This window comes from Pseudomonas sp. FSL R10-1350, from assembly GCF_009600525.1.
Taxonomy (GTDB): domain Bacteria; phylum Pseudomonadota; class Gammaproteobacteria; order Pseudomonadales; family Pseudomonadaceae; genus Aquipseudomonas; species Aquipseudomonas helleri.
Genome location: NZ_WIVR01000002.1, coordinates 116,408 through 130,173, shown reverse-complemented (window position 1 = coordinate 130,173; position 13,766 = coordinate 116,408). Strand labels below are relative to the sequence as shown.

Below are 13,766 nucleotides of genomic sequence, written 5' to 3'. Positions count from 1 at the left end.
CACGTTTTTAACGGCGAGTACGGCTGCCCGGCTTTTTATCTGAACCTTTCATTGTTGACCTGCTGCGTCTACTGGACAGTGGTTTCAGGTCTCCATCAGCGCTTTGCTGGCCATCCAGAAACAGGCGGCCAAGCGCTCGCAGTACAAGGAACGACACCCCCATGATCTATTTCCAGGGCAAGAGAATCTTGAGCGCCATCTTTGATATGGATGGCACCATGTTTGACACCGAACGCCTGCGTTTCAAAACCCTCAAGCAAGCTGCCGTTGAGCTTCACGGCACGCCGCTGAGCGAAGAAACGCTTATTGGGTCATTAGGCTTGAGCGCGAAAAAGGCCGAAGCGCTGGCCAAGGCCAATCATGGCGAAGACTTCCCCTATGCCCAAGTGCGCAAGCGCGCGGATGAGCTGGAACTGGCCTATGTGCGTGACCATGGCGTACCGATCAAGGATGGCTTGCTCGAAGTGCTGGAACGCCTGCGCAAATACGGCCTGACCATGGCCGTTGCCACCTCCAGTCGGCGTGCGATTGCCGAGGAATACCTGATCAACGCTAATGTCCTGAAGTATTTCGATGTCACGGTGTGCGGTGACGAAGTGACCCAAGGCAAGCCACATCCAGAGATTTTCCTGACCGCAGCCAGTGCGCTGAATTGCCTGGCGCCGCATTGCCTGATGCTCGAAGACTCCGAAAATGGTTTGCTCTCGGCGATCCGCGCCGAAGGCCAGCCGATTCTCATCGAAGACATCAAAGCCCCCGCGCCCGAGGTCAAGGCCGGCGCTTTGAAGGCTTATCAGAACATGCACGAGTTTTTGGCTGACTTGAACGACTGCATGCCCGACCTGGGCACGCCGGAGCTGACCGAGAGCTTCCCGCAGGCGTTCAACCAGTTCAGCGTCGGGATTCATGGTTTTGGCGCCATGGGCGGCGGCTACCTGACGCAGATTTTCTCTCACTGGGATGGCTATACCCGGCCGTGTGAAATCATTGCCGCGACCCGCTCGCGGATGTTGCGCGACACCATCCAGGCATTTGGCCGCTACAGCGTGCGCTATGGCGCGACGTCATTCGACCAGACCATCGATAACCTGACCATGATCGACCTGGACGACGCCGAAGCTGTGATCCGCATGTACGACGTGGCGGAAATCATCGGGCTGAGCCTGCCCGAAACGGCCATTCGCAATCAGGCGCACGTGATTGCCAAGGGATTGATCCGCCGCTATGAGCGGCGCGGGCGTGAACTGACGATTTTGACGGTGCTGAATAAAGTGGGCGGGGCGGATTTTGTAAGGCGTCACGTGAAAACCCAGCTGGCTCAGCTAGTGTTGCCGGAGATTGCGCAAAAAATTCTTGATAACACCCATTTTGCAGAAACAGTGGTCAGTCGTATCGTCTCGAAAATTTCCAACGATGCACTGGTGCGGCAGTTACGCATCAAATCGAAGATTTTCCAGAACAGCCTGGACGAGCAGCCACAGCCCCGTAAAGCTTCACCCAAAGTGCCTGCACCAGAGTACGAGCGTTTGATCGCACGTTTTCGGCCCTTTGCCCAATCGAGCAATGCCCTTAGCCAGTTGCACCTTATTTTGTTTAACAGCGAATCGGACATGCCGCTGTATGCAGAGCGCAGCAGCAACTTGTTGGAACGTTTGCGTCAGGTCAAAACCGTGGAAGACATCAACCAGACTCAGGTCATGAAAAACCTGCTGTGGAACGGCCCGCACGCGATCATTGCCTGGTACGCCAGTGTGCTGGGTTACAACGTGTTGGGGCAGGGCATGGGCGATGCGCGGGTCAGCGCTCTGGCTGAGCGTTTGATTCACCAAGAGGTTGGCCCGGCACTGGTGGCTGAATACCCGCAGATGGCCGAGGCGGTGGCAGATTTTTCGAAAACCTTTTTGGAGCGCTGCAACACCTCGTTCAAAGACCCGTGTGCCCGCGTCGGGCGTGATCCGTTACGTAAACTGCAGCGCAACGAACGTATTTTTCGCAGCATTGATCTGGCCAGAAAGCACGGCATTGACAGCAGCGTCCTGGAGTTTGGCAGCGCACTGGCGTTGCATTACGCAGTGTATTGCGCCGACAGCAAAGACCCGGAAAGCCAGTTGATCCGCAGCGTGTATGAAGCGTCGGGGAACATTGAAGACGTACTGACCTACAGCGGCCCCTACAACGGCAAAGCTTATCCTGGGCTGGACCCGGTGGCAGATGCTGCGTTGGTGAAATCCATTAGCAAGCAGTTTGCTCGATTACACGAACAACTGCCTGCCGTCTGTGGCTTGTAGTCGCTGAGGAACGAAGCGAGGCTGCGATCGGTTGCGCAGCAGCCGTAAAATCCCATGACAGGGTATGCCTGAGACACCGCATTGCCCGCATTTACGACGACTGCGTCCTCGATCGCAGCCTCGCTCCGCTCGTCAGTGACTACAGATCTTTAACGTCAATACGGCATCCAGCCCGCCTTCGGGGCGGTTACGCAGCACCAACGTGCCGCCATGGGCAGTCGCTACGGTCTGGGCAATACTCAAACCCAGGCCGTAGCCGCCGGTGCTGCTGTTGCGTGAGGTGTCGAGGCGGTAAAAGGGCTCCAGCACTTGAGTCAGTTGCTCAGGCGCAATGCCGGGGCCGCTGTCGCGCACGGTAATGACTAATTGCTCAGGTTGCTCATCGACGATCACCTGCACGTCACGGGCGTAGCGCACGGCATTTTCCAGCAGGTTTTGCACACACCGCTTGAGGCTGCGGGCATAACCCGACACCGGGTGTTTGGCGCGGCCTGTCAGGGTGATGTGCTCGCCAATGTCTTGCAGGTCAGCCTGCAAGCTCTGCAACAAGGCGTTGATGTCGATGTTCTGCCGGGCTTCGTTGATTTCACCACTGCTGACAAACTCCAGCGTGGTCGACACCAACCCCTCCATGTCGGTCAGGTCTTTGCGAAAACGCTGCTTTTGTTGCTCGTCATCAAGCATTTCGGTGCGCAGGCGCAGGCGGGTGATTGGTGAACGCAGGTCATGGGACACCGCCGCCAAAAAACGTGTGCGTTCGGCCAGGCTGTGCAGCAGACGCTGTTGCATAAGATTGAAAGCCTCGGCGGCGCGGCGGACTTCCACCGGCCCTTCGACTTCCAGTGGCTTGCGGCGGATATCGTTGCCCAGCGCCTGGGCGGCCTGAGCCAGTTGGTTTAAAGGCCGAATGGCCAGGCGCACGGCAAACAGGGCGATGATCACCAGCACGATGATGCGCACCAGGTAGATACGCCAAAAGTAGTCGAGCATCACATCGGCAGGGGACAGGCTAGTCCAGCCTTGGTCTTCTTTGGCCTGCACCTGCAGCCAGCGCCCGTCGGGCAGTTGCAACTCAAGGGCGTATTGGCCCGCGACCGGGCTGGAGCCGAACAAGCTGTTGATCCCGGCTTTTTGGCCCTGTTGATCGATCAGGGTCAAGTTGAGTAAGCGCAGCGGTGTGCCGGTGCCGGTTTTTTCATTGATCAGATTTTTCAGCAGGTCTTCAGTTGCTTGATCTTGAGTCGACAGCCGCGAGCTGGCGGGGAGAGGAGCATCGCGCTCGGTCAACTGAAAATCCGGTGTATTCAAGGTACTCAGCAACAGGGCGGTGTTCTCGGGGCTGGACGCTGACACCCGCACGATATCGGCCAGGCGGCTGGCAATCAGCCGGGTCGGGATCTCCAGCACCTGGCTGTGACGCACGTCATACCAGATGCTGCTGGTGGCCACCTGGGCGCCGAGCATACCGGCCACCAGAATGATCACCAGTCGCCCATAAAGCGTGCGCGGTATCAGCTTCATGATTCGTAGGTCACCTTGCTCGAGGTCAGCATGTAGCCTTCGTTGCGCACGGTTTTGATCAGCTCGGGTGTCAGTTGCTGGCGCAGGCGGCTAACGCACACATCAATCGAGCGGTCGAAGGGCGTGCTGTCTTTCTCGAACACATGATTGAGCAAAAAATCCCGGCTCAGCGGGCGGTTAGGGTGCTGCAACAATAAGCGCAGCACGCGGTAGTCGGAATTGCCGAGGCTGATCACCAGTCCTTCGGGGGACAGCACCTGACGCGCGCGGGTGTCGAGGCGCCAGCCGTCGAAGTTCACATACGGCGCTTCGTCGACCCGTGCCCGCTCCGGAAAGCTCTGCGCCCGGCGCAAGACCACCTTGATCCGCACCAGCAATTCGCGCGGATCGAACGGCTTGGGCAGGTAATCATCCGCGCCAATTTCCAGCCCCACAATGCGGTCGATCAGGCTGCCGCGTGCGGTGAGCATGATCACCGGGATGTTGGAGGTCACCCGTAACGTGCGGCACAGGCTGAGGCCGTCTTCGCCGGGCAGCATCAGGTCGAGCACAATCAGGTCAATGACGTTCATCTCCAGACGGCGATGCATCTCCTTGCCGTCACAAGCCGTTGACGTCTGATAGCCGGCATCGCGCAGGTATTCGGCCAACAGTTGGCGGATTTCGGGGTCGTCATCGACGATTAATACGTGATCTAGCTTGGACATGGGAACTCGTCTGGGCCTTGGGAAAGGTGTGCAATAGCGGATTTTGCGTTGGCGAGGCCAGCGAAATGTAATGAAATGTTGTGGCGGCGATTTTCATGCGCCGCCAATACAAAGTCGGACAATTACCGGCAATGACCCTCTTTAGAATGGCGAATCTAAATGCGAGTCATTGTAATTAAGGAAGGTCCGATGCCATCGTCACCCGATGCGGCTGTTGTTCGCAATACCCCTTATGCCTTGAACGGCACGCTGGCGCCCTTTATCGGAGTGATGGCGCTCGGAGTCTTCAGCGTGCCAACCCGTGCTGCCGAGCAAGCTGACGCCGCCCTGACCTTGCCTGCCTTGAGTGTTCAGGGTAGCTACGATTCACCGTTCAAGGTGGACGAAGTGTCCTCGCGCAAAGTCATGACGCCGCTGCTGGACGCCCCGCAAAGTATCACCATCGTGCCCCAGCAAGTGCTCAAGGAACAAAACGCGCAGAGCCTGCAAGACATTCTGCGCAACGTACCGGGCATCACCTTTATGTCAGGGGAGGGCAACCTGGGCTGGGGCGACCTGTTTTCTATACGCGGGTTTTCGTCCGAGCAAAGCCTGACAGTCGATGGCGTGCGCGATGCGGGCATGTCGAGTCGCAATGACACCTTTAACCTGCAACAGGCTGAAGTCTTTAAAGGCACCGGCGCGATTGAGTCGGGCATTTCGGCGGTGGGCGGCAGCGTCAACCTGGTGAGCAAGGAAGCTCATTTGGGCGATGCCAACCGCATCTCTGCCGGTGTCGGCACCGACGGTTACCGTCGGGTGACCGCCGACATCAACCAGGAACTGACCGACACCAGCGCCGTGCGCATCAACCTGATGAAGCATGAAAGCCAGGTGGCCGACCGTGATGACGTCGATTACGACCGTTGGGGCATCGCCACCTCGCTGGCCTTGGGCTTGTCGACACCGACCCGTGCTTACCTCGATTTCTTCTATCAAAAGGACGACAACACCCCTGACGGCGGCTTGCCGATTTTGCGCGGCACTGATGGCAAACGCATGCCCGGTGTCAAACGCAACAATTGGTACGGCGACTCCAGTCTGTACACCCAACAGACCGAGACCACCTCGCTGACCGGGAAGCTGGAACATGACTTTGACAACGGTGCCTTGCTGACCAACCAGGTGCGCTGGCAGCAGACTGACAACTTTGCGGTCTTGTCCCCGGCACGGTTTTTTTCTGCCAACCCGGATGGCTCCAAGACCTGCACCGGCACCCGTTGCGCCACCCTGGGTTATGTCGGCGTGGGCCCTGTGTCGACGGTCAACGGGGTCAAGGTGTACACCGATTACACCAACAACGGCAGCACCGCCAACGGCGTGTTGCGCGGCAGCGATTTCGGCCTGTCCAAGCGCTACACCATCCTCGACAACCAGACCGACCTCAGCTTTGCCTTCGACACCGGCTTCATCAGCCACAAGGCCGTGACCGGGCTTGATCTGTACCACGAAACCTACGGCGGCCTGCACCGCAACGCCAAGGTCCCGGCGGCGAACATGACGTTCGACATGGGCGACCCGCAACACAGCTTTGATACGGTCTACACCACTAAAGGCTTTAACGAACCGCGCTCCAGTATCGACAACGCCGGGTTGTACGCGGCCGACACCCTGACCCTCAATCAGTGGTGGCAAGTGATGGGCTCACTGCGCTACGACCACTGGACCGCTGAAACCACCCAGAGCGGCCAGGCGAATATCAAAGACACCTCGGGCGCCTGGAGCGGCCGTGCCGGTGTGGTGTTCAAACCCCGGCCAAACGGCACTATTTACGCGTCATACAGCCAATCGGCGCAGCCTTCGGCGGTGGGGGCCTCGACCAACAACCAGATCTATGGCGCGGCGAGCACCAGCAGCTACAAGCCCGCCCAATCGAAAACCTATGAACTCGGCACCAAGTGGGACTTGCTGGATAAAGGCATCAGCGTGACGGCGGCGATTTTCCGTACCGAGCTGGAAAACTCCTGGGAATACACCGAAGGCGATGCTTCGCCGGTGCGCGCACTGCCGGCCAAACGGGTCGACGGCGTCGAGTTGGGCCTGCAAGGCAACATTACCGAGCGCTGGACGGCTTACAGCGGTTTCTCGGCGCTTAAAAGCGATCAGACCAAGGGCGTCAACAAAGGTGAAGAGGCCAAGAACGTTCCCGACCTGACCGCCAATCTCTGGACCACCTATGCCTTCACCGATGATCTGAGCTTCAGCTACGGTGCCAACTATGTCGGGCGTCGCCGTTACACCGACAACAAATACGTGGGCGGGCTGAACAATAACAGCAGCAACGCTGACGGCCCGTCCGGGGTGCTGCCGATCTATACCCGCGACAAAGAAAAGGCGCCGGGCTACTGGGTGCACTACGTAGCGGCGCAGTACAAGGTCAACCGCCAGACCACGGTCAACCTCAACGTCGACAACCTGTTCAACACCTTTTATTTCAGCCGTATCGGCGCCTCCCTGGATGGTTTCCAGCTGTATGGCGTACCGGGCGCCGGGCGCACGCTGACCGCCAGCATCGACTATGACTTTTAAGCCTGCCGGGCGCGGGAGCCGCGCATGCTGATCGAGATTGCCGACGTCTTCACCGCCGACGAAGTGGACGAGATGCGCACGCGGCTGCTGGCTGAACCGTGGGTGGATGGCAAAGTCACGGCCGGGCAGCGCTCGGCCCGTGACAAGTTCAACCGCCAATTGAACGAGGAATCTGCGTTGGGTGTGTTGTTTGGCCAGCGCATCCTCACGCGGTTGTCCGAGAACGCGTTGTTTATGTCGGCGGCGCTGCCCAAGCGGATTTATCCGCCCTTGTTCAATCGTTACAGCGGTGGCGAGGCGTTCGGCTTTCATATCGACAACGCCATTCGCGGCATCAAAGGTGTGCGCGAACGGGTGCGCACCGACCTGTCCGCCACCTTGTTTTTGACCGACCCGCAGACCTACGACGGCGGCGAACTGGTGATCCGCGACACCTTTGGCGAGCGCAGCGTCAAGTTACCGGCCGGGCATCTGGTGCTGTACCCCGGCACCAGCGTGCACAAGGTTAATCCCGTCACTCGTGGCGAGCGGGTGGCGGCATTTTTCTGGATCGAAAGCCTGGTCCGCGAAGACAGCCAGCGCAGCCTGTTGCTCGACATGGATGTGGCCATTCAGCGCCTGAACGCACAACAGGCCGACGACGAGTCGTTGCTGCAACTCAGCGGCGTGTACCACAACCTCTTGCGTCGCTGGAGCGACGTGTGAGCCCTTCATTTAGTGGGAGATTAATCGTGTCCAAATCGTTTTCACGCATGTGGTCATTGCTGGTGGTGTTAGTTGTTGGCGGGTTCGGCATGGTGTCGTCGGCCTGGGCCAAAGACGTCACCGACGTGTTGGGTCGGGTGGTTGACGTGCCTGAGCATGTGCAGCGGGTGGTGCTGGGCGAGGGTCGATTGATTTCGACGCTGGCCATTCTTGACCGCGATCAGCCTTTTAAGCGCGTCGTGGGCTGGCAGAACGACCTGCGCAAACTTGACCCTAATACCTACGCCGCTTACGTGGCGAAGTTTCCCGAGGTCAAAGACATTCCGCTGATTGGCCAGGCTTCGGAACAGAGCGTCAGCGCCGAGGAAATCCTCTCGCTAAAGCCGGACCTGGCGGTGTTCAGCATCTCCGGGCATGGCCCGACCGAGCACAGCCCGGTGGCCGATATCCTCGAAAAAGCAGGCATCCCGGTGCTGTTTGTGGATTTTCGGGTCAACCCGGTACAGGGCACCCATGACAGCATGACCGCATTGGGCAAGGCATTGGGGCGTGAAGCGCAAGCTCAAGCTTTCCTGGATTTCTACCAGCAGCACATTGACCACATTACCGAAACTTTGGGTGTTATTGACGACAGCAAACGCCCAAGCGTGTTTCTTGAACTGCTGGCCGGGGTCTGGGCCAACCCGGGGCATACCACGGGCAAAGGCGGCATGGGCGAACTGATCAAGCTGGTGGGCGGACGCAATATTGCCGCTGGCGTCGTGCCCGGTGCATTGGGCGATATCAGTGTTGAATATGCGCTCAAGGCTGATCCGGACATTTACATCCTTACCGGCAATCAAAAACCGGGCGTGATGATGGGCGCAGGCATTGACCAGGCCACGGCCCAGGCGTCGCTCAAGCAGGTGTTGAGCCGCCCTGAGTTTGCCCAACTGCGAGCGATACGCGAAGGCAATGTGCATGGCTTGTGGCATGACTTCTACAACTCGCCGTACAACATCCTGGCGATCGAGGCCATGGCCAAGTGGATTCACCCCGAGAAATTCGCCTCCCTTGACCCGCAGCACACGCTGGAGCAAATCAACCAGCAGTTCCTCGGCATGCCACTGGCAGGCCAATACTGGATCAGTGAACAGAAATGACCGCGCACCTGAACCCCGCCGTGGCCGCTGCCAGCCACGGCTACCGGCGTCTGTTGGCGCGACGGGTTGGCTTGTTAGTGGGCATCGGCATTGCTTTGGTCGCGGCGGTGTTGCTCGATTTGTCGACCGGCTCCTCGGGGATGACCCTTGGGGCTTTGGTCGACGGCCTGTTGCACCCGCAAAACCTGGCTGTGACCGACCGGGTGATCATCTGGAATGTGCGCTTGCCTTACGCGCTGATGGCGGTGCTGGTGGGCGCAGCTCTGTCACTGGCCGGTGCAGAAATGCAGGCCATCCTCAATAACCCGCTGGCCAGCCCCTTTACCCTCGGGGTGTCGTCGGCGGCGGCGTTGGGCGCCTCGCTGATCATTGTATTTCCGGTCAGCAGCGCTTTATTGAGCCGCGATTCTATCGTCGCGTTGTCCGCATTCGTGTTTGCCTGTGGCTCGATGTTTTTGCTGCATGGCATGTCGCGATTAAGGGGGGCAGGGGTCGAAACCCTGGTGCTGTTCGGCATTGCCCTGGTGTTCAGCTGTAACGCGCTGGTGGCGCTGTTGCAGTTGCTGGCCACTGAAGATGTGCTGCAACAATTGGTGTTCTGGAGCCTGGGCAGCGTCGCGCGGGCCAATTGGGACAAACTGAGCATTCTCGCTGTGGTGCTGGCGCTGATCTTGCCGTTTTCGCTGCACGCGTCTTCGCGCATGACCTTGTTGCGCATGGGCGAAGACCGCGCGCAAAGCTTTGGCGTTGACGTGCGTCGGCTGCGGTTTTTCTCGCTGCTGCGCATCAGCTTGCTGTCGGCGACGGCGGTGGCCTTTGTTGGGACCATTGGCTTTATCGGCCTGGTAGGCCCGCACATTGCGCGCATTTTGATTGGTGAAGACCAGCGCTTTCTATTCCCGGCCAGCGCGCTGGTGGGGGCACTCTTGCTGTCACTGTCCTCGGTGGTCAGCAAAATCATCATGCCGGGGGTGATCGTGCCGGTCGGCATTGTCACCGCTTTGGTGGGCGTGCCGATTTTTGTGGCGCTGGTGTTCAAGCGGGGTCGGCAGCTATGAGTGCTCAAGGCTTAGTGATCAGCCATGCTCAGGTGACTTATGGCCGTCGCGTGGTGATTGCAGATGCGTCATTGCCTGAGCTGCAACCCGGCACTCTCACCGCGTTGATCGGGCCCAATGGTGCCGGCAAATCCACGTTGCTACGCGGCCTGGCGGGGCTTGAACGCTTGCAGGGCACGGTCAGCTTGCAAGACCGGCAACTGACGACGATGTCGGTGTCGGAGCGAGCGCGACTCATCACTTACATGCCGCAACACCTGCCGCCGGGGCTGGGGCTCAGTGTGATCGAAAGCGTCATGGCGGCCTTGCGTGTCGGTGGCAGCGGCGGTGATTACCTGGAACAGGCCTATGCCGCCTTGCAGCGCATTGGCATTGAACACCTGGCGGATCGCATGCTCAATGCGCTCTCGGGCGGGCAGCGGCAACTGGTCAGCCTGGGGCAACTGATTGCGCGTCGTCCGAGCGTCATGCTGCTGGATGAGCCCACCAGCGCGCTAGACCTGAGCTACCAACTGCGGGTGATGGAATGCGTGCGCGACATGGTTCGCCAGCATCAATTGATCGCGGTGATCGTGATGCACGACATCAGCCTTGCGGCGCGTTATGCCGACACCATTGCGGTGTTGCGTGACGGGCGAATCATGGGCTTTGGCGCCGCAGAGGATGTACTGACCCCGCAATTGTTTGCCGATGTATACGGCGTCAAGGCACGGGTCGAGCGCTGCTCGCAACAGACCCTGCAAGTATTGGTGGATTGCCCTGTCTAATAAGTAACTTATTGATTGTAAAGGCCCTGTAGGAGCGAGCTTGCCTCGCGATCTTTTGATCTTTTAAAAGATCGCGAGACAAGCTCGCTCCTACAGTTTTCAGGGTAGTTATCTGCTCTTCAACACCACCCAAAAGCTCGCCACCAATAGCACCAGCACCACCGGGGCGAAGGCGCTGACACCCAGTTGCTCCAGCAATACGCCGCCGAGAATCCCGCCGCCTGCAATGGCGGTATTCCAGGCGGTTACCAGCATTGATTGGGCGACGTCTGTCGCGGGGGCAGCCGCCTTGGCCATGGCGGTTTGAAACAGGGTGGCGGCGCCACCGAAGGCCAAACCCCAAGCGCCCACCGCCAGGTAAACAATGCCCGGCACCTTGCCTGCAAGGCCCAATGCCAGGGCGGCAAGGGCAAAAACGGCAACGCTGGTGAGTGTCAGCATGCGCAGATGACGATCGATCAAGACACCGATAAGCCAAATGCCCAGCAGGGACGTCAAGCCAAACACCAACAGCACCAAGCCCGTACGCCCGGCCATGCCTGCCGCGCCCAAGTACGGCGCGATGTAGGTATAGAGAATGTTGTGCGCCAGGACAAAAGCCAGCACCACCAACAGCACCGAGCGTACGCCGGGTAACTGGAATACCTGACGCAACGGCAGACGCTTTTCTGATGTATGCCCGGCAAAATCCGGCACTTGTAAGCGCACCCAGAACATCAGCAGTACGGCCAGCCCGCTCATGATCGCGAAGCAGATACGCCAACCCACCAACGCCCCCAGGAACGTGCCCGCCGGAACACCCAGCGACAGGGCCAGCGGGGTGCCGACCATTGCTACTGCAATCGCCCGACCTTGTTGATGGGGCGGCACCATGCGTGCGGCATAACCCGCCAGCAATGCCCACAATAACCCCGCCGACATGCCTGCAAGAAAGCGCGCCAGCATTGTCAGCGCATAACTGGTAGACAGCGTCGTCACGGTGTTAGCCACCACAAAACCGGCAATCGCGATCAACAGCAATGGGCGCCGGCGCATGCCCTGCGTGGCGGCAGTCAACGGAATGGCTGCCAACAGCGAGCCGATGGCGTAGATCGTCACGGTCTGGCCCACCCACGCCTCGGAAACAGCCAGGCCTTCGGCCATTTGTGGTAGCAGCCCGGCGGGCAAGGCTTCGGTGAGGATGATGATAAAAGCGGTCATGGCCAGTGCCAGCAGCGGGGCCAATGGCAGGCGCTCAGTATCAGCCTGGCTTGCGCTGCGGCTCATGGACGCACCGCCAGACCACCGTAGACCGCATCGCGCAGATCGCTGACGAAGCGCCCGGACATGCCAGCGCCTGCTGAAGGGAAAGCGCCCGCATCGAAGATGAGCTCAGGGCTGTAATCAATGCCTGCGGTCCCTTCAACCACTGGCACACATTCACCCTCGCCAAGTCGATGCGGTGGTTGGCCATTGACGTAGGCGGCGGCTACTCGCTGTGGGGCATGTGCGGTAAAACCGGTTTCGAGCATGGCCAATGGCCCTGTCACCAATTGCTTGATAGCGTCGTCCAGCGGCACCCCTTGAATGCGCGCAACCAAGGCACCGAGGACATCGGTGGGCAGCGAATAGCGCCATTGAGTACCTGGCTCAAACAGCAATGGCACGCTGGCAATGCGGCGCAAGTTTTCTTCCAGGCTGATGCTCGAAGCGCCCATGCCGTAGGAGACGCCCGCCCGGGCATACAGCCGTTGGTCATCCAGCGCCTCCTGGACAACGGCCTGGATACGTTCAGATTGCTGCGCCGAAGTAACGCCTTGGGGCAGGGGATAGGTGAAAGCGGTCATGGTCACTCCTGGGCTAATAAGTCGTGGCCTGACAATAGAAAGGTCGAGATTAAAGAAAAAGCTGGATACAGTTCCTTGATGTGCGGACTTTAGTGTCCGCAATCAAACGACGAGGGATGCAATGGACAGCCTGAATGGCTTCGTGGTCTTTGTTCAGGTCGCTGAAACCCGCAGCTTCGTGGCGGCGGGGCGACTGTTGGGGGTGTCAGCCTCGGCAGTCGGTAAAAGCGTGGCGCGGCTCGAAGAAAAGCTCGGTGTGCGGCTTTTTCATCGCAGCACCCGCAGCGTGACGTTGACCGCGGAAGGTGCGTTGTTTCTGGAGCGCAGCCGACGCATCCTCGCTGAGATCGAAGCCGCCCAGCAGGAACTGTCGCAAGCTTCTGCTGCACCGCGCGGGCGCCTGCGGGTGAGCCTGCCGATGGTCAGCTCGCTGGTGTTGCCGGTGCTCGGCGAATTTATGCGCGCCTACCCCGAGATTGAGCTGGACCTGGATTTTACTGACCGCAGGGTTGACGTGATCGAAGAAGGTTTTGATGCCGTGGTGCGCATTGGCAATCCCGTCGATTCAAGATTGTCGGCCCGTCGCCTGGGCTCGTTTGCTATGCAGGTGGTGGCGTCGCCCGATTATTTGGCACTGCGGGGTACGCCACAGGTCCCGGCTGATCTGTTGCAGCACACCTGCATGCACTATCGCTGGCCCAATAGCGGCAAGCTCGAAACATGGGCGTTGCGCCAAGCCCCTGGCGAGCCCGAATTGCAACTGCCCACCTCGATGATCTGCAACAACGTCGAAACCCGCGTGTGTTTTGCGCTGCAAGGATTGGGCGTTACTTATCTGCCGGAATTCGCCATCCGCGAGCCCTTGGCCGATGGCCGCCTGCAACTGATTCTGGAAAATTATGTGGAGCACCGCGGGGTGTTTTATGTGCTCTGGCCCGCGAGCAAACACCCGTCGCCCAAGGTGCGGGCGCTGGTGGATTTTCTCTGTGCGCGGATAGATTGATAAAGGTCGCAGGCTGCGGCCCCTCTTATCAAAAAACAGAATAAGTTATTGATTCTAAAGGCCCTATAGGAGCGAGCTTGTCTCGCGATCTTTTGATCTTGATCTGACTTGTGATCTTGATCTAAGAGGCCCCGTTAAACCACGCTGGCCGATCGCAGCCTTCGTACCTCGTCAGCGACTA

11 protein-coding genes are annotated in these 13,766 nt (G+C 59.2%); 7 read left to right on the top strand and 4 right to left on the bottom strand.

What is annotated here, in order from left to right; genetic code table 11:
* The first annotated feature begins 161 nt into the window (after window positions 1-161).
* The gene (mtlD, locus tag GHO25_RS01610; RefSeq protein ID WP_153389691.1) at window positions 162-2,288 is read left to right on the top strand and encodes a bifunctional mannitol-1-phosphate dehydrogenase/phosphatase; all 2,127 of its coding nucleotides are present in this window, start codon (window positions 162-164) and stop codon (window positions 2,286-2,288) included.
* A gap of 132 nt (window positions 2,289-2,420) precedes the next feature.
* Here mtlD and GHO25_RS01605 read toward each other — a convergent pair whose 3' ends face one another.
* Both GHO25_RS01605 and GHO25_RS01600 read right to left on the bottom strand, forming a co-directional pair.
* Entirely contained in the window at window positions 2,421-3,809 is a 1,389-nt protein-coding gene (locus tag GHO25_RS01605; protein ID WP_153389690.1) for an ATP-binding protein, read from the bottom strand.
* Window positions 3,806-4,516, bottom strand: coding sequence for a response regulator (locus tag GHO25_RS01600; protein WP_048371947.1), 711 nt, complete (start codon window positions 4,514-4,516; stop codon window positions 3,806-3,808). Before GHO25_RS01600 ends, GHO25_RS01605 begins: the two co-directional genes overlap by 4 nt.
* A gap of 189 nt (window positions 4,517-4,705) precedes the next feature.
* Here GHO25_RS01600 and GHO25_RS01595 point away from each other — a divergent pair, with 189 nt between their 5' ends.
* From GHO25_RS01595 to GHO25_RS01575, 5 genes are read left to right on the top strand one after another with little or no spacing between them, the layout of a single operon-like run.
* Window positions 4,706-7,084 (top strand): TonB-dependent siderophore receptor, encoded by a 2,379-nt coding sequence (locus GHO25_RS01595; RefSeq protein ID WP_153389689.1) that lies wholly within the window; start codon window positions 4,706-4,708, stop codon window positions 7,082-7,084.
* Between the two features lie 24 nt (window positions 7,085-7,108).
* The gene (locus tag GHO25_RS01590; protein WP_153389688.1) at window positions 7,109-7,789 is read left to right on the top strand and encodes a Fe2+-dependent dioxygenase; all 681 of its coding nucleotides are present in this window, start codon (window positions 7,109-7,111) and stop codon (window positions 7,787-7,789) included.
* Window positions 7,790-7,836: 47 nt separating this feature from the next.
* Window positions 7,837-8,931 (top strand): ABC transporter substrate-binding protein, encoded by a 1,095-nt coding sequence (locus GHO25_RS01585; protein ID WP_153389750.1) that lies wholly within the window; start codon window positions 7,837-7,839, stop codon window positions 8,929-8,931.
* Window positions 8,928-9,989, top strand: a complete 1,062-nt coding sequence (locus tag GHO25_RS01580; protein WP_153389687.1) for an iron ABC transporter permease — start codon at window positions 8,928-8,930, stop codon at window positions 9,987-9,989. Before GHO25_RS01585 ends, GHO25_RS01580 begins: the two co-directional genes overlap by 4 nt.
* Window positions 9,986-10,756, top strand: a complete 771-nt coding sequence (locus GHO25_RS01575) for an ABC transporter ATP-binding protein (protein ID WP_153389686.1) — start codon at window positions 9,986-9,988, stop codon at window positions 10,754-10,756. The genes GHO25_RS01580 and GHO25_RS01575 overlap by 4 nt, the downstream gene beginning before the upstream one ends.
* Before the next feature lie 108 nt (window positions 10,757-10,864).
* Here the strand turns inward: GHO25_RS01575 and GHO25_RS01570 are convergent, their stop codons facing one another.
* Both GHO25_RS01570 and GHO25_RS01565 read right to left on the bottom strand, forming a co-directional pair.
* A complete protein-coding gene (locus GHO25_RS01570; protein ID WP_153389685.1) occupies window positions 10,865-12,022 on the bottom strand; it encodes an MFS transporter in 1,158 nt (385 codons plus the stop codon).
* Entirely contained in the window at window positions 12,019-12,582 is a 564-nt protein-coding gene (locus GHO25_RS01565) for a serine hydrolase domain-containing protein (RefSeq protein WP_153389684.1), read from the bottom strand. Before GHO25_RS01565 ends, GHO25_RS01570 begins: the two co-directional genes overlap by 4 nt.
* A gap of 121 nt (window positions 12,583-12,703) precedes the next feature.
* Here GHO25_RS01565 and GHO25_RS01560 point away from each other — a divergent pair, with 121 nt between their 5' ends.
* Window positions 12,704-13,585 (top strand): LysR family transcriptional regulator, encoded by an 882-nt coding sequence (locus tag GHO25_RS01560; RefSeq protein ID WP_153389683.1) that lies wholly within the window; start codon window positions 12,704-12,706, stop codon window positions 13,583-13,585.
* The last annotated feature ends 181 nt before the right edge of the window (window positions 13,586-13,766 follow it).

Bases quoted from the DNA above. Each gene is read 5' to 3' on its own strand.
- GHO25_RS01570 (WP_153389685.1), bottom strand. From the start codon at position 12,022: ATGAGCCGCAGCGCAAGCCAGGCTGATACTGAGCGCCTGCCATTGGCC.
- GHO25_RS01575 (WP_153389686.1), top strand. From the start codon at position 9,986: ATGAGTGCTCAAGGCTTAGTGATCAGCCATGCTCAGGTGACTTATGGC.
- GHO25_RS01565 (WP_153389684.1), bottom strand. From the start codon at position 12,582: ATGACCGCTTTCACCTATCCCCTGCCCCAAGGCGTTACTTCGGCGCAG.
- mtlD (WP_153389691.1), top strand. From the start codon at position 162: ATGATCTATTTCCAGGGCAAGAGAATCTTGAGCGCCATCTTTGATATG.
- GHO25_RS01560 (WP_153389683.1), top strand. From the start codon at position 12,704: ATGGACAGCCTGAATGGCTTCGTGGTCTTTGTTCAGGTCGCTGAAACC.
- GHO25_RS01585 (WP_153389750.1), top strand. From the start codon at position 7,837: ATGTGGTCATTGCTGGTGGTGTTAGTTGTTGGCGGGTTCGGCATGGTG.
- GHO25_RS01595 (WP_153389689.1), top strand. From the start codon at position 4,706: ATGCCATCGTCACCCGATGCGGCTGTTGTTCGCAATACCCCTTATGCC.
- GHO25_RS01590 (WP_153389688.1), top strand. From the start codon at position 7,109: ATGCTGATCGAGATTGCCGACGTCTTCACCGCCGACGAAGTGGACGAG.
- GHO25_RS01600 (WP_048371947.1), bottom strand. From the start codon at position 4,516: ATGTCCAAGCTAGATCACGTATTAATCGTCGATGACGACCCCGAAATC.
- GHO25_RS01605 (WP_153389690.1), bottom strand. From the start codon at position 3,809: ATGAAGCTGATACCGCGCACGCTTTATGGGCGACTGGTGATCATTCTG.
- GHO25_RS01580 (WP_153389687.1), top strand. From the start codon at position 8,928: ATGACCGCGCACCTGAACCCCGCCGTGGCCGCTGCCAGCCACGGCTAC.